16 protein-coding genes are annotated in these 16,947 nt (G+C 64.7%); 12 read left to right on the forward strand and 4 right to left on the reverse strand.

Translation table 11 applies throughout. The annotated features are described in order from the left end of the window. The first annotated feature begins 192 nt into the window (after positions 1–192). The 5 genes from Q0672_RS21090 (at position 193) to Q0672_RS21110 (ending at position 3,795) form a co-directional block, all read left to right on the forward strand. Positions 193–606, forward strand: a complete 414-nt coding sequence (locus Q0672_RS21090; protein ID WP_298625553.1) for a hypothetical protein — start codon at positions 193–195, stop codon at positions 604–606. A gap of 25 nt (positions 607–631) precedes the next feature. Continuing rightward, on the forward strand, positions 632–1,330 hold the full coding sequence (locus tag Q0672_RS21095) for a 2'-5' RNA ligase family protein (RefSeq protein ID WP_298625556.1): 699 nt from the start codon (positions 632–634) through the stop codon (positions 1,328–1,330). An 81-nt stretch (positions 1,331–1,411) separates the two neighbouring features. Continuing rightward, positions 1,412–1,816: a thioredoxin family protein gene (locus Q0672_RS21100; RefSeq protein ID WP_298625559.1), complete on the forward strand. Its 405-nt coding sequence runs from the start codon at positions 1,412–1,414 to the stop codon at positions 1,814–1,816. Between the two features lie 10 nt (positions 1,817–1,826). Next, positions 1,827–2,561, forward strand: a complete 735-nt coding sequence (locus Q0672_RS21105; protein WP_298625562.1) for a cytochrome c biogenesis protein CcdA — start codon at positions 1,827–1,829, stop codon at positions 2,559–2,561. A 79-nt stretch (positions 2,562–2,640) separates the two neighbouring features. Further along, positions 2,641–3,795 carry a pyridoxal phosphate-dependent aminotransferase gene (locus Q0672_RS21110; RefSeq protein WP_298625565.1) on the forward strand — a complete coding sequence of 385 codons (1,155 nt, stop codon included), beginning with the start codon at positions 2,641–2,643 and terminating at the stop codon, positions 3,793–3,795. Positions 3,796–3,904: 109 nt separating this feature from the next. Here the strand turns inward: Q0672_RS21110 and Q0672_RS21115 are convergent, their stop codons facing one another. The 4 genes from Q0672_RS21115 to Q0672_RS21130 form a co-directional block, all read right to left on the reverse strand. Further along, complete coding sequence (locus Q0672_RS21115) at positions 3,905–4,603, reverse strand: lytic transglycosylase domain-containing protein (RefSeq protein WP_298625568.1); 699 nt, start codon at positions 4,601–4,603, stop codon at positions 3,905–3,907. Positions 4,604–5,111: 508 nt separating this feature from the next. Continuing rightward, on the reverse strand, positions 5,112–5,729 hold the full coding sequence (gene ampD / locus Q0672_RS21120; protein WP_298625571.1) for a 1,6-anhydro-N-acetylmuramyl-L-alanine amidase AmpD: 618 nt from the start codon (positions 5,727–5,729) through the stop codon (positions 5,112–5,114). Further along, complete coding sequence (locus tag Q0672_RS21125) at positions 5,726–7,342, reverse strand: phosphoethanolamine transferase (RefSeq protein WP_298625574.1); 1,617 nt, start codon at positions 7,340–7,342, stop codon at positions 5,726–5,728. The genes ampD and Q0672_RS21125 overlap by 4 nt, the downstream gene beginning before the upstream one ends. Positions 7,343–7,509: 167 nt before the next feature. Beyond that, positions 7,510–7,944, reverse strand: coding sequence for a prepilin-type N-terminal cleavage/methylation domain-containing protein (locus Q0672_RS21130; RefSeq protein ID WP_298625577.1), 435 nt, complete (start codon positions 7,942–7,944; stop codon positions 7,510–7,512). Positions 7,945–8,254: 310 nt separating this feature from the next. On the opposite strand from Q0672_RS21130, the gene Q0672_RS21135 reads away from it, so the two are divergent. The 7 genes from Q0672_RS21135 to Q0672_RS21165 form a co-directional block, all read left to right on the forward strand. Further along, entirely contained in the window at positions 8,255–9,040 is a 786-nt protein-coding gene (locus Q0672_RS21135) for a ferredoxin--NADP reductase (protein ID WP_298625580.1), read from the forward strand. 190 nt (positions 9,041–9,230) lie between these two features. Then, the gene (locus Q0672_RS21140; RefSeq protein WP_298625583.1) at positions 9,231–10,433 is read left to right on the forward strand and encodes an ammonium transporter; all 1,203 of its coding nucleotides are present in this window, start codon (positions 9,231–9,233) and stop codon (positions 10,431–10,433) included. Positions 10,434–10,744: 311 nt separating this feature from the next. Beyond that, positions 10,745–12,796 (forward strand): methyl-accepting chemotaxis protein, encoded by a 2,052-nt coding sequence (locus Q0672_RS21145; RefSeq protein WP_298625586.1) that lies wholly within the window; start codon positions 10,745–10,747, stop codon positions 12,794–12,796. A 445-nt stretch (positions 12,797–13,241) separates the two neighbouring features. Beyond that, positions 13,242–13,682, forward strand: coding sequence for a hypothetical protein (locus Q0672_RS21150; RefSeq protein WP_298625589.1), 441 nt, complete (start codon positions 13,242–13,244; stop codon positions 13,680–13,682). A 464-nt stretch (positions 13,683–14,146) separates the two neighbouring features. Beyond that, on the forward strand, positions 14,147–15,064 hold the full coding sequence (locus Q0672_RS21155; RefSeq protein ID WP_298625592.1) for a radical SAM protein: 918 nt from the start codon (positions 14,147–14,149) through the stop codon (positions 15,062–15,064). Positions 15,065–15,096: 32 nt separating this feature from the next. After that, positions 15,097–15,471: a DUF6375 family protein gene (locus tag Q0672_RS21160; RefSeq protein ID WP_298625595.1), complete on the forward strand. Its 375-nt coding sequence runs from the start codon at positions 15,097–15,099 to the stop codon at positions 15,469–15,471. Between the two features lie 14 nt (positions 15,472–15,485). Beyond that, the coding region (locus Q0672_RS21165) for a hypothetical protein (protein ID WP_298625597.1) at positions 15,486–16,947 on the forward strand (1,462 nt) is incomplete at its 3' end.

The following is a 16,947-nucleotide window of genomic DNA, read 5'->3' on the forward strand; positions in this document are numbered from 1 at the left end:
AGTGGGTAGTGGGTAGTGGGTAGTGGGTAGTGGGTAGTGGGTAGTGGGTAGTGGGTAGTGGGAGACTGTCATTGTTTGGCGGGGGTTCCGGGGGTGGCGCTTGAAAGCGGGCGCTGGCGCGCTACCATTGGGCTGAATGGCTCTCGCCGGCGCCGCTTCGCGCGTGGTGGGCCCTTCGCTCAGGAGATCACCATGAAAACCTTCAAGCACAGCCTTGCGCTGGCCGCAGCCAGCCTGTTGATGAGCAGCATCGCCTGGGCCCAGCCCGGACCGGGAATGGGCGGTGGGATGGGTGGCGGGATGGGCGGCGGAATGGGCCCGGGCGCCGGCCCGGCCAATCGCCCCTGCGCTGCCGCCGGGCAGGCCCAGGGCTCGCCCCAGTGCAACTGGCGAGCCAACCGTCGCAACACCCCGGGGATGGCGCTGATGACGCCCGAGGAGCGCAGCGCCCACCGGGATCGCATGCGCGGCATGCAGTCCCGCGAGGAATGCCTCGCCTACGTCGCCGAACACCACGCCCAGATGATGGAACGGGCCAAGGCCAAGGGCCAGACCCTGCCCGAACCGCGCAACCGGATGTGCGAGCGCCTTCCGTCCGCCCGCTGACTTCGCCCACCCCGCCCGTACGCCGTTGACCACAAACACCTTCGACCACGCCCGGGCGGCCTTCCTCGCCGCCGGGCAGACCCTGCGCAACGAGCGTCGGGATTTTCCCGAATGGCACCTGGGCCGCCCGCACTACGCCCTGTGGGCGGTGGACGTGGACCTGCCCGACGTGCGCCAGGCCGTGGCCGGGGCCGAGGCCCATCTGGACGGGCTGCTCCTCGACGGCTACCGCCGCCAGCCCCACATCACCCTGGCCCTGTGCGGCTTTCCGACGGCTGAACCGCAGCGCCCGGACGACTACAGCCCCGATCAACTGGCTACCCAAGTCGCCGCGCTGGCGGTCGCTGCACCGGCGCCCTTCACGCTGACCGTCGGCGCGCTGGCGAGCTTCAGCTCGGCGCCCTTCCTGTCGGTAGCCGACCCCGCCGGCGGCATCCGCCACCTGCGCCGCGCCCTGGCCGGCGACCAGGACGAGCCCGGCGGCCCCTACACGCCCCACGTCACCGTCGGCCTCTACGCCGGCACCTGGCCCACCGCCCGCATCCAGCCGCGGCTCGACGCCTTTGCCGCCCCCGCTCTGCCCTGCCGTGTCGAGCGCATCAGCCTGATGCACTACGCGGCGCCCGAGATCGGCGGCGCGCTGACCACCCTGGCGAGTTTCGACCTCGCCCGGCGCCGGCTCGACTGGCACCATCGCCCCACCGGCTGGCCCGACACCGACTGAAATCTGACGGCGCGCTGTAAGAATCCGACGCGTGCTCCGACCAATCCGACATGCACGCCCGCATGTCACCCGGAGCCCGCCATGAACCGCCTCACCCGCATCCCCCGCGTCGTTACCGCCCTCGCCTGCCTGCTGGCGCCGATCGCCGCCCAAGCGCTGGAAATCCAGCCCTACTCGGCCGACGCCCTCGCCGCCGCCCAATCGGCCGGCAAGCCGGTGGCCGTGCATTTCCACGCCCCGTGGTGCCCTACCTGTCGCGCCCAGGCCAAGGTCTTCGACGGCCTCAAGCCGGACGCGAGCCTGCCTCTGCCGCTGCTGGTGGCCGACTACGACAGCGAGCGCGCCCTCCGGCAGAAGCTCGGCGTGCGCACCCAATCCACCTTGATCGTGTGGCGCGGTGCGAAGGAAACGGCAAGGCTGGCCGGCGAGACCGATGCCGACCGCCTGCGCGCCGCCCTGCGCTCGGCCGTCTCCCCGGCCCAGTGAGGGCGCGATCATGGACGCCGCCCTCTCCCTGCCCCAGCTCGGGCTCAGCCTCCTCGCCGGCAGCCTGACGACCCTCTCGCCCTGCGTCTTTCCGGTGCTGCCTCTGGTGGTTGGCGGCGCGATGCAGGCCAACCGGCTGGCGCCGCTGGCGATGGGGGCCGGCATTGCCGCATCGTTTGCCGCGATCGGCCTCGTGGTCGGCGCCCTGGGCCCGGCGCTGGGCATTGATCCCGACAGCGTGCGGACCTTTGGCGCCGTGCTGCTGATCGCCTTTGCGCTGGTGATGCTGGTGCCGCCCCTGGGCGCACGCTTCAGCCAGCTGCTGTTGCCCGTGGCCTCGTCGGCCAATGCGGCATCGAGCCGGCTCGACGGCGGCTCCCTCGGCGGCGCGCTGCTGCTGGGCGGGGTGCTCGGGCTGGTGTGGAGCCCCTGCTCCGGGCCGCTGCTGGCTTCGGCGCTGACACTGGTAGCGAGCGAAGGTGGCGCCGGCCGCGGGGCGCTGATCCTCGGTGTGTTCGGCCTTGGCGCGGCCACGCCGCTGGTGGCGGTGGCCTACGCGTCCCGGGCCAGCCTCGCCCGCACCCGGGGCTGGGTGCTCGCCCGGGGCGACGGCATGAAGAAGGCATTCGGCCTGCTGATCGGCCTGGCCGGCATCGCCATCCTCACCGGTGCCGACAAATGGCTGGAAGCTCGGGTGATCGACGTGTTGCCGGAAGGCTGGCTGCGCCTCACCACGCTGTTCTGAGGAGCGCCGGGTCGCGCCTGCAGGCGGGGCTGGCCTACAATGGTCGATTCCCGCAACGCCAGAGAATCAGGACTTCGCGATGACCCGAATCGCCCGCCGCATGGCCGACATCCAGCCCTTCCACGTGATGGAGATCCTCAAGCGCGCCCACGCCCTGGCCGCCGAAGGCCGCGACATCATCCACCTGGAGGTCGGCGAGCCGGACTTCCCCAGCCCGGCCCCGATCGTCGAGGCCGGCCGCCGCTTTCTCACCAGCGGCCACGTGCATTACACGCCGGCCCTGGGCCTCACCGCGCTGCGCGAGGCCATCGCCCGCTTCTACCACGACCGCTTCGGGGCCGACGTGGCGCCCGAGCGCATCATCGTCACCCCCGGCGCGTCCGGCGCGCTGATGCTGGCCCTGGGCGTGCTCACCGATCCGGGCGACGAATGGCTGCTGCCCGATCCGGGCTATCCGTCCAACCGGCATCTGGTGCGCAGCTTTGAAGGCAAGCCGGTGGCCCTGCCGGTGGATGCGACCACCCGCTTCCAGCCCACGCCGGCCCACGTCGCTGCCGCCTGGACGCCCAACACCCGCGGGCTGATGGTGGCCTCCCCGGCCAACCCCACCGGCACACTGCTGGATCTGGACGAGATCGTGGCCCTGCGCGACACCGTGGCGGCCCGCGGTGGCGTGCTGATCGTGGACGAGATCTATCAGGGCCTGAACTACGGCGTCGAGGCGAGCACCGCCCTCAGCCGGGCTGATGACGTGTTCGTGGTGAACAGCTTTTCGAAGTATTTCGGGATGACCGGCTGGCGGCTTGGCTGGATGGTGGTGCCCGAAGGCTACGTGCGGGACATCGAGAAACTCGCCCAGCACTTCTTCATCTCGCCGTCGACCCCAGCCCAGCATGCGGCACTGGCGGCCTTCGAGCCGGGCACGCTGGAGATCCTGGAAGCCCGTCGCCACGCCTTTGCCGACCGCCGCAATGCGCTGTTGCCTGCGCTTCGCGACATCGGCTTCCGCTTTGCGACGGAGCCCCAGGGTGCCTTCTATCTCTACGCCGACATCTCGGACATCGCCGCCAGCAGCGAGGAACTCGCCCAGCGGCTCATCGAGGAAGCCGGCGTGGCCACCACCCCGGGCATCGACTTTGGGGACAACGCGCCAGAGCGTCACCTGCGCATTGCCTACACCACCGACGAAGCCCGGCTGGTAGAAGCCGCCGAACGCATCCGCCGCGTGCTGTAGGCAGCGGCGGGCACATCACCCCTCCGGCGCCTGTTGCGGGGGCGCGGAGGGGGATCGGCAGAAAGGAAGAGACACGCGCCTGCCTGACGGCAGGCTGCAAAACAACGGATCAGACGCCGAAGAACTTGCCGCCACGGGCGGCCTGGCTCAGGGCGGCCTTCACCGCCATCACCTTGTTGGCGTAGGGCGCGGTGGGATCGCTGGATCCGTTGTACTGCTGGAGGGCCCGCTCAACCGAGCCCGTGCTCTGGATGTACTCCTTGAGCACCAGGGCGCCGACGCGGATGTTGGTATCCGGATCGAACATCGCGCCCTTGTCGGACTTGACGTCGATCTTGTCCGGATGCCACTTGGGGATGACCTGCATCAGGCCCTGAGCCCCCATCGGGCTTTCGGCAAAGGGGTTGAACCGCGACTCGATGGCCATCACGGCCACCAGCAGCAGCGGGTCGACGCCGACACTGCGGCCGGTCTGCTGGGCCGAGGCCAGCAGCGGCTCGACTGCAACCGCGGAGACCTGGTAGCGCTTGGCGATGTAGGTCTTGACGCGCTGCAGGTCGGGGCTGAGCTTGGTCGACGTGGCGTCAGCGACTTCCACGACTTCCGGCTCGATCTCTTCGACGGCGGCGGAGGTGGCAGGACCACCGGTGAAGCTGCCGAGCGAAAGACCCTGAACGCCATGATTGGCGATCCGCGAAGCGACAAAAAGAGTGACGATAAGGCCAGCGACGAGCAAACCGCCGTGGGCGAAGTGAAGCATGAATGAAGCCGCGTGACGTGCGTACTTCGTGATACGAGTTGCGAACATGGGCTCTCCTTTCTGTGGCCACAGTCAGGCAAGCGCGCACGAAAGATCGCCCCTGAAAAAACGGGAAGCGATGCTCCGCTTGTATCACCCGACAGCCCTCGAAAAGCAGGGCCGGGTTCAACTCGTCAGCCAAAAATACCGGCCGACGGCACTCGAAAGACTAGGTCGCCAGGGGTTGATCCAAACACGCTGGTGCAACCAGGCAGCGTGCCAAAAATGACGCTGAAACCAGACCAGGGTTCTGGCCAGTGACCGGCTTGGGATGCCCGGCCATGCGGCGGTTTCTGCGCCGACGTTTTACAAAAAACGACTCAAAAAAATGTGTGCTGCATTGCACACAAAACGCATTGTATTGATTCGACTGGTTTTTGTCAATCCGGGGGCTTTCACGGCGCCGCCAAGGACATTCCGTAAGCATCATCCGGAAGGCAGTGCCGGCGCGGCTCTGGACGGCCCTGCCGGGGCAAAGCCAGTCGCCGGGCGGGTTTCGCGAAGCGTCCCGAAACCGTCAGTCAGGGCGCGCAGCGACTGGAAACGGCCAGCGCATCGACGCCTCGTCGTCGGCGTCGACCGCCCCTTCGGGCTCGATCCGGGCAACGAGATCCGGACGCCCCCGCGCGGCCAGTTCGCGGCGCAGACGCCCCCACGAAAACCACGAACCGGGGTCTGTCTTGCGGCCCGGCGCGATGTCCGAATGGCCGGTCACGCCTTCCACGGGAAAACGCCCGCACAGATCGGCCAGCAGATCGGCGAGCACCTCGTACTGCACCGGCTCGAAGGGCAGCGTGTCGCAGCCCTCCAGCTCGATACCCACCGAGAAATCGTTGCAGCGTTCCCGCCCCCGCCAGCTGGACACGCCGGCATGCCAGGCGCGCAGTTCGGGCGGCACGAATTCGATCAGCTCACCGGTGCGACGGATTAAGTAATGGGCCGACACCCGCAGGTGGTGAATGCCCGAGTAGTAAGGGTGCTCCGCAGGGTCGAGGCAGTTGGTGAATAGCTGCTCGACCCCGCTGCCACCGAAGCGGTCGGGAGGCAGACTGATGGCGTGGATGACGACCAGCGACACGGCCTCGCCAGGGGCGCGGGCGTCATGGTTCGGAGATGGGATCTTGCGTGGATTCATGGGGCCGGGCTCCCGTCCCTGGCAAAGCCCGTGAGCTTGCCACCATCGAGCACATAGCGCACGCGCTGTTCGCGGATCGGGCCGGCAAGGGATTCGGGCAGCGCGGCGCCCGGCACCCGCACGCCGGCAAGATCAAGCAGGGTGGCGCCGACCATCTCCTGCCCGATGTAGCGCTCGCGGTTGGCGATGAGCATCTGCCACGGCCCGGGGCTGTGCAGCCGCTCGGCCCAGAAGAGCGTCGCGGGCTGGGTGTCGAAGTGGGTCACGCTGCCGCAGTGCTGGTAGCGCATCCGGGCGTCGTCGTAGAGGTTCTCCCCGTGGTCGGAGGCGTAGGCGAGCACGACCTCGCCTTGCTGGCTGCGCAGGGTTTCGATCACTTGCGAGAGGATCCAGTCGGTGTAGCGCAGGCTGTTGTCGTAGCGGGCAGAGCGCTCACTCTCCGGCGAGCCGTCGCCGCGGTAGAGGGCAAAATCGGCCGGGTAGCGCTGCTCGTACTCGAAGTGGCTGCCGATGAGTTGCAGCACAATGAACTTGCGGGCCTTTGGCACCATCAGCAGGCGCCGCAGCTCGGGCAGCAGCGCGTCGTCCCGCAGGGGCGAATCCGGATTGAGGTAGCGCAGGTTGCGGGCGAGGTCGGCGCGGATGCCGATGGACTCGGCCAGCACCGGCTCGTGCATCGACAAGAAGGCGGTGAAGAAGCCGGCGGCGCCGAAGTAATCGAACAGGGTCGGCACCGCCTCGTCGGGCCGGCGTCGGGCGATACCGGCGGCGTCAGCCATGGTCAGCAGGGCCGGCACCGCATGGAGCGTGCAGTCGGATACCGAGCGCACATGGGGAAAGCTCACCACGCCCGGCAAACTGCCCAGGATGGGCGTCGTGTCCCGCGCGTAGCCGTTGAGGCCGAGGCGATCCGCCCGTGCCGACTCGCCGATCACCAGCACATAGGTCTGGGCGAGCTCGCGGGCCGCGGCGTCGACAGTCACGCTGACCGGTTCGATTTCCGCCAGCGTCGGCTGCGGCGAGGCCAGCAATGCCACCGGTTGGATGAGAGACACCGGATAGGTGCGCAGCAGGAGCTCGGGCGTGGCCCAGGGAGCCAGGGGCAGCCCGCTACGCAGAAAACTGTCGTGGACGAGCCCCGACGCCAGATAGAGTAGCCCGGCGAGCAGCCCTGCCTGCCGCCACTGACGGCTCACCCGCCACGGGCGACGGGCCCTCAGCGCCACGAGCACCAGCACCTCCAGGATGAACACCGCCCAGGTGGTCCACTGCCCGGCCACGTCGCGCAGGAACTCGACCGCGCTGCGGGCATCGCTCATGCGCAGGGTGAGCATCAGTTCGTCGCCCGGCACCACGCCAAAACGCAGCCCGTACCACGCCACCGACGGCGCCAGCAGCAGGCACACCACAGCCAGCGCACGACCGAGCCCGCGCAGCCACGGCAGGCCGGCGGCAATCAACACCAGCGCCAGCAGCACGCCCACGGACGCAGCCCGGTGGGCCCAGGTCTGGGGCAACGCCAACACGGGCAGCAGCAGCACTCCGAGCAGCAGCACGTCTGCCCAGCGCGCCGGGGGAGATGAATGCTGGAATTCCGGGTATCCGGCAGCCAAGGAAGAATCTCCGGATCAGGGGCATCGGCTCATGCCGGCGCCCGAAAAGCTCTGCGGGAAGTCTGAAAGACGGATGCAGCACGCAAAAACAAAGCCCGGAAGGCTTACGCGTTCCGGGCTTGCTCCGTCAGGCCACCGCAAACGGTGGCCTGAGGATTTCAGGACAATCAGCAGATCGCCGGGGTGGCGGTGGAGCAAGAGCTGGTCGTCGTGTCCTTAACCCAAAGAATCTTTGTGGTATCAGTGAGATCCGGCTTATAAACAATAGTCTCACCGTTCAAACCATCGGTTTTAGTGGCAATTGCGGTGATCACACCATCAGCGACATCCACACTGGCAACGTGTCCGGAGGTCGCAGTTTTTGCGGGAATCGACCAGCCATCACCAGACTTGTTAGCCGAACACCCAGTCGCCGAATTGTTGTTGTTCTGGATGCACAATTCGACAGCGCTCTTAAAGGCGCCGGTGGCGGAGATCACTTCAGTGAAGCGGGCCTTGCGCTGGAACTGCTGGTACTGGGGAACCGCGATCGCAGCCAGGATGCCGATGATGGCCACGACGATCATGAGTTCGATAAGAGTGAAACCGCCTTGCTTTTTCATGTGCGTATCTCCAAGAGATTATAGGTATTTCGAAGCGGGCCAGAGACCCGACTGCACTCTTATAGGCAAGGCCCATGCCAAAAAAAGATGGACCCAACCGATTCCATATAAATCAAGGACGTGATGACCACATCGCACTCCCCATCCGCCCCACCGGCCAGAACAGACAGCGCCAATAGTGACAATTCTCGTCACTCCGCTGCCGTAATGCGTCAGCCATAATCCCGGCGACACGCCCTGAGCGGAACGATTGGGCGTCGGCAACGGTCTTTCCCGTGAGGCACCACCTTTCCCCCCACGGAGCCCCCCCATGGACGACGTTGCCGACACGAACAGCCGCAGCACGACCGCCACTATCATCTGGATACACCGCTGGAGCCCCAGGCTGCTGTCGTTCCGGCTGACCCGTGAGCCCGGTTTTCGCTTCGTGCCGGGGCAGTTTGCGCGGCTCGGTCTATATAAGGAGAACGGTGCGCCGGTGTGGCGGGCCTATTCGATGACCTCCGCCACCTGGGACGAGCACCTGGAGTTCTACTCCATCGTGGTGCCGGACGGCGCCTTCACGTCTCAGCTCGAAAAGCTGGGCGTGGGTGACAGCGTGATGATCGAGCGGGCGGCCAACGGTTTCTTCACCACCAACCGCTTTGCAGACGGTCGCGACCTGTGGATGCTTGGCACCGGCACCGGCCTCGCGCCCTATCTATCGATACTGCAGGACGAGACCACCTGGCAGCGCTTCGAGCGCCTGATCCTCGTCCACTGCGCCCGTGTGGCCGAAGACCTCGCCTATCAGGACGAGATCGCCGCGCTGCGCCAGCACCCCCTGTGGGCCGAGCACGGCCACAAGCTCGTTTATCAGCCGGTCGTCACCCGCGAGTCGGCGCCCGGCGCCCTTCATGCGCGTATCCCGGATCTGATCCGCAGCGGCCAGCTCGAAGCCGCCGTTGGCCTTCCCTTCACCGATGCCGACTCCCGCTTCATGATCTGCGGCAGCCCCGACATGGTGCGCGACACTCACAAGGCCCTGATGGAACGGGGTTTTCGTCTCAGCCGGCTGGCCGCCCCCGGCCACATCGCGGTCGAGAACGCCTGGTAAACGCACGGTTTCGGGGTTCAATGCACCACGCTTGCGCCTGATTTTGGTGCAGACGGACGTAAAGCGCACGGTTTAAGTGCGACAACTTCGTGCAAGCTTCATGTCAAGCTTATGAATTGATTGAAATTTTTGATAAATCAAAACTGGCACAGCACCTGCTTGGTGCTCCGCTTCGATTTTGGAGCCCAAAATGGAGCAATCAAGCAACGCCAGTAATGTTCTCTTCGTGCTGCTCGGCGCCATCATGGTGCTGGCGATGCACGCAGGTTTCGCTTTCCTCGAGGTCGGCACCGTCCGCAAGAAGAACCAGGTCAACGCGCTGGTCAAGATCCTGACCGACTTCTGCGTGTCGGCCATCGCCTACTTCTTCATCGGCTACACCGTGGCCTACGGGGTCAATTTCTTCTCCGGTGCCGAAGTGCTGGCCCAGAAGAGCGGCTACGAGATGGTGAAGTTCTTCTTCCTGCTCACCTTCGCGGCGGCCATCCCGGCGATCATCTCCGGCGGCATCGCCGAGCGGGCCAAGTTCCACCCCCAGAGCATCGCCACCTTCCTGCTGGTCGGCTTTGTGTATCCCTTCTTTGAAGGCATCGCCTGGAACGACAACTTCGGCATCCAGCCCTGGCTCGAAGCCGCCACTGGCGCCAAGTTCCACGACTTCGCCGGCTCGGTGGTGGTGCATGCCGTGGGTGGCTGGATCGCCCTGCCCGCCGTGCTGCTGCTGGGCGCCCGCCGCGGCCGCTACACCAAGGATGGCAACGTGGCGGCCCACCCGCCTTCCAACATCCCCTTCCTGGCCCTCGGCGCGTGGATCCTCACCGTCGGCTGGTTCGGCTTCAACGTGATGTCCGCCCAGACCCTCGACAAGGTGAGCGGCCTCGTCGCCCTCAACTCGCTGATGGCGATGGTCGGTGGCACCCTGGCGGCGATGGTGCTGGGCAAGAACGACCCGGGCTTCATCCACAACGGCCCCCTGGCCGGCCTGGTCGCCGTATGTGCCGGTTCCGACCTGATGCACCCGATCGGCGCGCTGGCCACCGGGACCGTCGCCGGCGTGCTGTTCGTGCAGCTCTTCACCGTCACCCAGAACCGCTGGAAGATCGACGACGTGCTCGGCGTGTGGCCGCTGCACGGCCTGTGCGGCGCCTGGGGCGGCATTGCCGCGGGCATCTTCGGCACCACGGCGCTGGGTGGCCTTGGTGGGGTAAGCGTCGTGGCCCAGGTAGCCGGCACCCTGGCCGGCATTGTCATCGCGCTGGCGGGCGGCACCATCGTGTATGGCACGCTGAAGACCCTCATCGGCATCCGCCTCGATCCGGAAGAGGAATTCGAAGGCGCCGACCTGACGATCCACAAGATCACCGCCACGCCGGACCGGGAAACCCACTGGTAAGCCCGCGCTGCAGCGATCCTCCCCAGCAAGGCCCGGTTTCGACCGGGCCTTGTGCATTTCAGGGCCGGTTTTCCGGGCGCAACCCAGCCGTCACCACGCCCGCATGCTCACGCCCGACATCGCCCAATCGAAATGAGTATGAGAATACTAATCGATTACGCTTCAGGCAGGCGCCAAAAGCGGCCATCCGTCACACCCTCGTGCATCCGAAACGCAGGCCAGCTCAAGATTTCCGCCGAGCGGCCGTAGCAGGATCACCTATTACTTTAGTAATAAATCGAGGACGCCCATCGACGGCGTGGGGGAGCACGATGAAATCGATCAACCGGATGTCCCTGAGTCACCAGTTCGTGGGTGCATCCATTCTGCTGGGCGGGCTGGTCATACTCGGACTGGCGCTGTTTGTCTCGTCCTACACCTACCGCCTTGGCCTGGAGCACGCCGAGCGGGAGGTGAAGGGCCACATCCACGGCCTGCGCCAGCTGGTGGACACCACCCACGAGATCAGCGTGGGCCTGACCGACAAGGTGTCGGCGATCTTTCTGTCCCACTTTCCCGAACCCTTCGTGCTCCGCCCCGACCGCACGGTCATGGTGGGCACGGCGGAAACGCCGAACCTCGAATACCAGGGCAAGCCGGTCAATCTCGACTTCACCAGCGTCGACGCGTTCGCGCGCAGCTCGGGCGGCGTTGCGACGGTGTTCGTGCGCAAGGGCGACGACTTCGTGCGGGTGAGCACCTCGCTCAAGACTGACGCCGGCGAGCGGGCCGTGGGCACCGCGCTCGCCGCCGACCATCCCGCCACGGCCAAGCTCATCGCCGGGGAAACCTATCTGGGCGTCGCCAAGCTCTTCGGCCGCCAGTACATGACCAAGTACACCCCCGCCCGCGACAAGGACGGCAAGGTGGTGGGCGCGCTTTTCGTCGGTTTCGACCTCACCGGCGCCTTCGGCAGCCTCAAGACGGCGCTGGAGAGCCTCAAGTTCGGCAATAGTGGTTACGCCTTCCTGGTGCGCTCCAAGGGCAACGAGAAGGGCTTGATGATTTTCCATCCGGTACTGGCGGGCAAGAACGCCGCCGAGATCCGCGACGCCGAAGGCGGCCAACCGCTTGAACGAATGCTGACGGGCAGCGGCGGCAGCATCACCTATCCCTGGAAGGATCGGGACGGCGCATCCCGGACCAAGATCGCCTACTACGAGCACACCGACAGCCTGGGTGGCCTGGTGGTGGCTGGCGGCGGTTACATGGAGGATTTCACCGCCGAGAGCACGGCCCTGCGCAACATCATCCTGATCGCCGCGTCGGTGGCGGCGCTGGTGCTGTCGTTGCTGCTCTACACCTTCATCACCCACCAGATGCGGCCGGTGAAGGCCATCGTCGAGGTGCTCGGGCGCATCGGTGCGGGCGATCTGCAGGCGCGCATCCGCCGCGAGCCCCACGAGGAAGGCACCCGCAACGAGCTGCACATCATCGCCAACAACATCGACGCCACCGCCCAGAACGTCGGCGCACTGATCGCCGAGCTGCGCCAGCAGGCCACCGAGATCGAGGACACCGCGGCCACCCTCTCCCGCACCTCGGAAGCCCTGGCCGGCGCCGCGGCCACCCAGAACGACGCCTCCCACGCGATGGCCAACGGCGTGGGCGAGATGGCCGCCAGCATCAACCAGGTGAGCGACAACGCCCGCAGCGCCGACGCCCATACCCGCGAGACCCGCCAACAGGCGGCCCGCGGCCAGGAAGCCACCCGCGACGTGATCGCCCAGATGGCGAGCATCGAGCAGGCCGTCTCGGCCGCCGCCGAGCGCATCCAGCACCTGGGCGAAGCGTCGGAGCACATCTCGACCGTGGTGAGCGTGATCCGCGAGGTGGCCGATCAGACCAATCTGCTGGCTCTCAACGCCGCCATCGAAGCCGCCCGCGCCGGCGAACAGGGCCGCGGCTTTGCGGTGGTGGCCGACGAGGTGCGCAAGCTGGCCGAACGCACCGCGGCCTCCACCCAGGAGATCGCCCGGGTCGTCGAATCCATCCAGACCGGAACCAGTGACGCGATCCAGGGCATGGCCTCCGCGCGCCAGCAGGTGGCAACGGGGGTGGAAAAAGTGGAAGCCTCCGGCCGCACCATGAGCGTGATCGAAGCTGGCGCCGAAGAGGTGGCCACCATCGCCGCCGAGATGTCGGACAGCCTGCGCCAGCAGGCCGCAGCCAGCAGCGGCATCGGCGAGGAGGTGGCGCGGATCAGCCAGATCTCCGGCCAGAACGACGCCTCGGCCCGGGAAGCGCTCGGCGCGGCGAGCACCCTCGCCCGCCTCTCGCGGCGCATGTCGGAGGCGGTGGACCGCTTCCGGGTCGAGCACTGAGGCAGCACAAACAAAAACGGCCCGGCGGAACCCGGGCCGGCCCGCCCCAGGGCAGCCCTTTTTCTTCGGCACGGCAGCCAAGGATCACCGGCCCCCACCGCGCCCTCCCCGCCTCCCGCGCGCCGCCTCCAGCCGCGACGCCCAACAAACTCGCATCCCGAAGCCGGAGAGACGTGACGCAATCATCCAGCTGCGCCTCGCAATCGCAGAGTGACGCCACTGGAACGCCAAGAGGCCTGACCAAACGCCTGGGCAAGACAGCCACCGCTAGGCACGGAACGTCCCGAAACCCAAGCCAGGCAAGAGGTTCGGGACGTAACGCCCAGCGCCCATCATGGCAAGCAGGTCATAGGCACGCCCCCGACCGCCATACCCGCTTGGTCGGCAAGCCCTGCTCGACACCACACCGCGCCGCGAGGATCACCGGCAATCCCACACAACCATCGTGAAAGACATCCAGGTCGCCACGGATTTCACCAAGCACGCCAGGCAACCGCCGCTCGACATTGAGCGTTCCCCCCACGACATTGGGCAACCGCTGCTCGACATCGAGCGATCAACCCACGACATCGGGCAACCCTCCCACGACATCGAGCAACAATTGCGGGATGTCACGCATTCATTGCCCGACATCATGCAACGCAAGCCCGACACCCGTGAGCCCCTGCCGGACATCGGGCGGACGCTGCTCGATGTCCGGCAAACCTCGCCCGACATCCGGCGAAGTTTGCACGGCATCGAGCAACAATTGCGGGATGTCGTGGAACAGCTGCCCGATGTCGAGCGACGATTACCCAATACAGCCACCGGAGACATCCAGGCAACCCGACCCTGCAGGCGTGCCCACGTCCGGCACCCGGCTGGCCTTAGTCGAGAAGACTCGTGAATGCGACTTCGTGGAAGGGGTGATACAACAGATCAGGGGGCGCTGGGCTGCTCATCGGCCAATGCGGCCAGTGGGGTACTGCGCCACCAATGGCTGCAATGGGTAGGTCAGCAGTCGTACACTTGAAGCCGGCTCGAATGGCTGCTTTCGACTAACCTCAATGAGTGCTGCGTGCCCACAACAGCCGTTCGGTGGTCTCAGCCCAACGACCGCAGTGCAGCGAAAGCGGAAGTCACGACTCCGCACCGGCTCGTTCGCTGCATTCGATCACGATGCAGCTCGCCTCGGGCGAATTCTTGGTGATTAAGCAGTTATCCGTGAGAACAGCATCCTCGACCCGGCGGACGGCAGGCGCCGATTGATAGTTAGGCGCTTAGCAGGCAAACGCGCCAAAGGCTGCCTGGAGAACGTCGATGCACTAGAATACCCATTCAAGGTAAGACTGCTTTCGGTGACAATGCCTTATGAAGTCCAGATTCGGCCCAAACGGGGTACATCTTTTCGATCGACTTTCAGGTCTGAATGTCCTGCTGGAAGAGTTGCGCCCTGAAGAGGCGGTTTGGTCGACGTCTCCCCGCCAGATATCCATTGCACTGACCAATGTTTGCGACCTTCACTGCACGTACTGCTACGCGCCAAAGCACAAGTCGTCGCTGCGTACTGACCAGGTGCTCGGCTGGTTGAAGGAACTAGATACAGAGGGTTGCCTCGGCGTCGGATTGGGCGGCGGCGAACCCACGCTGCATCCTGACTTTGTTGATATATGCAAACGAGCTTCTGGAGAAACTCGGCTCGCGGTCACATTCACGACTCATGGTCATCACATGACGCCACAGCTGGTCGAGCGCCTCAAGGGCTCGATCCACTTCGCACGCATTAGCGTTGACGGGGTAGGTCGCAACTATGAAGAACAGCGCGGGAAGCAGTTTGCCAGCCTGCTTCGAGGCATGGAGTCGATTGCGTCCTTGTCGCCCTTTGGAATCAACATAGTGGTCAACGAGCGCACGGTTACAGAACTTGATGCGATGAGCGAGCTCGCACAAAAGGTTGGAGCTAGCGAATTGCTGTTGCTTCCTCAGCAAGCAACCACCGCGGTCGCAAGCATGGATGGAGTGGTCGGACGAGTACTTCAGGACTGGGTCTCCAACTACAGAGGCAAGGTTCGCCTTGCGGTCAGCGAGGCGGGTGCATCAGGACTGCCGACGTGCGACCCGCTCCCCGATGAGCGAGGCCTTCAGGCCTATGCGCACATAGACGCATCCGGCACGCTGCGCACGAGTTCTTACTCGCCCGCCGGCGTGAAGATTGGAGACGCCGGGGTTCTTTCGGCGCTTAACCGACTCAGAAATACCTTCGAGATCAAACGAGAGACGCAATCATGAAGATTTGGAACGGATATGGGTCTGAGCACTCGATGAACCTGGTTCTCATCGGGAGGTTCAAGCGAGCGCAAGACGCAGAGAAGATTGAGAAGGATATTGACAAGCTCAGCGCTCAGGCTTCTAAAGATGACAGCCTCTCCACCCTTCATGGTGACCCGGAAGATCAGAGATTTTCAAATGAAATGCTCTCGTTGCTGCGCAGCTTGAAGCTCAACACCTTAGGGCCTGCTGATCTGGGCCAGTTGGTATTTGATCATCAACTCAGGCGTGAAGGCGATCGAATCACTGTCACGACTGACGAGGCAGAGGTGTCTGTGTTCGTGAAGCTCTTTATCGAGGCTGGGGCGAAGGTCGAAGTCTTCTCGGCGCACGACTATCCAACCGACGGTTCCATTGATGCCAGCTGACAGAGAAAGCACCGATGCCTGAAGCAAATTGGAATGTGTTCAGCGAGCTGCCTGGAGCAGCGGATGAGAACTTCGAGAAGCTTTGTCGCTCTCTTGTGCGCCGCCACTACGGGCGCTTTGGTCGCTTCAAGCAACTCGCAAACCAACCAGGTGTGGAGTTCCACCTCCAGCTGACGGAGTCCTGTGATCTCGGAGCGCCGCCACGCTGGATTGGCTGGCAATGCAAATGGTATGAGCTGGCGAACGGACAAGACTTGGGGGCTGCGCGCCGAAAAAAGATCATCGAGGGCATGGAGAAGACGCGCGAGCATGCCCCAGGTGTGACCGATTGGAAGCTTTGGACGCATCACACTCTAACAAGTAAAGATCAAAAGTGGTTCTTTGCGCTTGAGAGTGACCGCTTCCCCGAGTTGAAATTGGAGCTGCTGACGGCAACAGACATTGAAGACCTCCTGGTTGGGCCGGGAGCGCTACTTCGAGAAACCTACTTTGGCGAGCTCGTTCTGACGCCTGCACTACTTGCTGATCAGCACAGACTCGCTGCGGCTCCGTTCAAGCACCGGTACCAGCAAGAAGTTCACGTTGTCGTTGGGGCAGAGGAAAAGGTACTTAGGCATCTGGGCGGCCAAAGCGCGTGGGTATCACTGAAGACTCTCTCAAGTGCCCTCAAGAGGAATTGCACGGAAATTTCTTCTCTGACAGGGCAACTCAAAACTGAAATCAAGGCCGAAGTTGAATCGCTCTTGGCTCAAGCCACCGGATTGGCTGACCTGCTTGATAACCTGCACACGGCCCTTGGCAAGGGCGACTTCCACACTGTACAGCAGTTACTGGCGTCGAGTCCGTCGCAGCCGGTGCGCTATGACAAGTTGCTCTCTAAGCTGCGTGGGGCGCGTTCAGATGGCGCTCCGTTAGCCACGAATCTGGTTGCGGACATCTACGCAGTTTCGTCAGAACTACGCAGTCTAGGGCGGTCGATCGGCGCTCGAGCCGTCGCCGTGCTTGCGGCTGCGGGCGAAGGAAAGTCAGAGCTTGCGGTCAAGGTGACGCAGGCGCACGAAGAATTCCTCGGCGGCGTCTTGCTTCATGGCAAGAATCTTCATGCAGGCCAGGGGCTTGACGATCTCGTGTCTGCCTTCAAGATTTCTGGTAAGTCAGCGGAGAGCTTCGACCGGCTAGTTGAGGCCGTAGATGCAGCGGGTGAGCGTGCAGGCAAGCGCATCCCGATTATCATTGACGGTCTGAATGAGGCGGAAGACCCGAGGAACTGGAGGGATGAACTCTTCCGGGCGGATGAGCTTCTGAAGGACTTTCCGTACGTCCTGTTAGTAGTCACTCTGCGCAACGAGTTCGCGCAGATGTGCCTGCCTGAGGCGTTTCCTCAAGTTGAGCACAACGGGTTCAAGGGAGACCCTCAGACGCATCCCATTACACACATCTCACGCCTCCCCGAACTGCCGTGCATAGCGGGCGCCT

Origin of the sequence: uncultured Zoogloea sp. (genome assembly GCF_937894855.1) — a bacterium.
In the GTDB taxonomy this organism is placed as follows: domain Bacteria; phylum Pseudomonadota; class Gammaproteobacteria; order Burkholderiales; family Rhodocyclaceae; genus Zoogloea; species Zoogloea oryzae.

What these genes read in the sequence shown, in the direction of transcription:
- Q0672_RS21100 (WP_298625559.1), top strand. Translation starts at nt 1,412, where the DNA reads ATGAACCGCCTCACCCGCATCCCCCGCGTCGTTACCGCCCTCGCCTGC.
- Q0672_RS21160 (WP_298625595.1), top strand. Translation starts at nt 15,097, where the DNA reads ATGAACCTGGTTCTCATCGGGAGGTTCAAGCGAGCGCAAGACGCAGAG.
- Q0672_RS21135 (WP_298625580.1), top strand. Translation starts at nt 8,255, where the DNA reads ATGGACGACGTTGCCGACACGAACAGCCGCAGCACGACCGCCACTATC.
- Q0672_RS21110 (WP_298625565.1), top strand. Translation starts at nt 2,641, where the DNA reads ATGACCCGAATCGCCCGCCGCATGGCCGACATCCAGCCCTTCCACGTG.
- Q0672_RS21130 (WP_298625577.1), bottom strand. Translation starts at nt 7,944, where the DNA reads ATGAAAAAGCAAGGCGGTTTCACTCTTATCGAACTCATGATCGTCGTG.
- Q0672_RS21140 (WP_298625583.1), top strand. Translation starts at nt 9,231, where the DNA reads ATGGAGCAATCAAGCAACGCCAGTAATGTTCTCTTCGTGCTGCTCGGC.
- Q0672_RS21090 (WP_298625553.1), top strand. Translation starts at nt 193, where the DNA reads ATGAAAACCTTCAAGCACAGCCTTGCGCTGGCCGCAGCCAGCCTGTTG.
- Q0672_RS21145 (WP_298625586.1), top strand. Translation starts at nt 10,745, where the DNA reads ATGAAATCGATCAACCGGATGTCCCTGAGTCACCAGTTCGTGGGTGCA.
- Q0672_RS21155 (WP_298625592.1), top strand. Translation starts at nt 14,147, where the DNA reads ATGAAGTCCAGATTCGGCCCAAACGGGGTACATCTTTTCGATCGACTT.
- ampD (WP_298625571.1), bottom strand. Translation starts at nt 5,729, where the DNA reads ATGAATCCACGCAAGATCCCATCTCCGAACCATGACGCCCGCGCCCCT.
- Q0672_RS21105 (WP_298625562.1), top strand. Translation starts at nt 1,827, where the DNA reads ATGGACGCCGCCCTCTCCCTGCCCCAGCTCGGGCTCAGCCTCCTCGCC.
- Q0672_RS21115 (WP_298625568.1), bottom strand. Translation starts at nt 4,603, where the DNA reads ATGTTCGCAACTCGTATCACGAAGTACGCACGTCACGCGGCTTCATTC.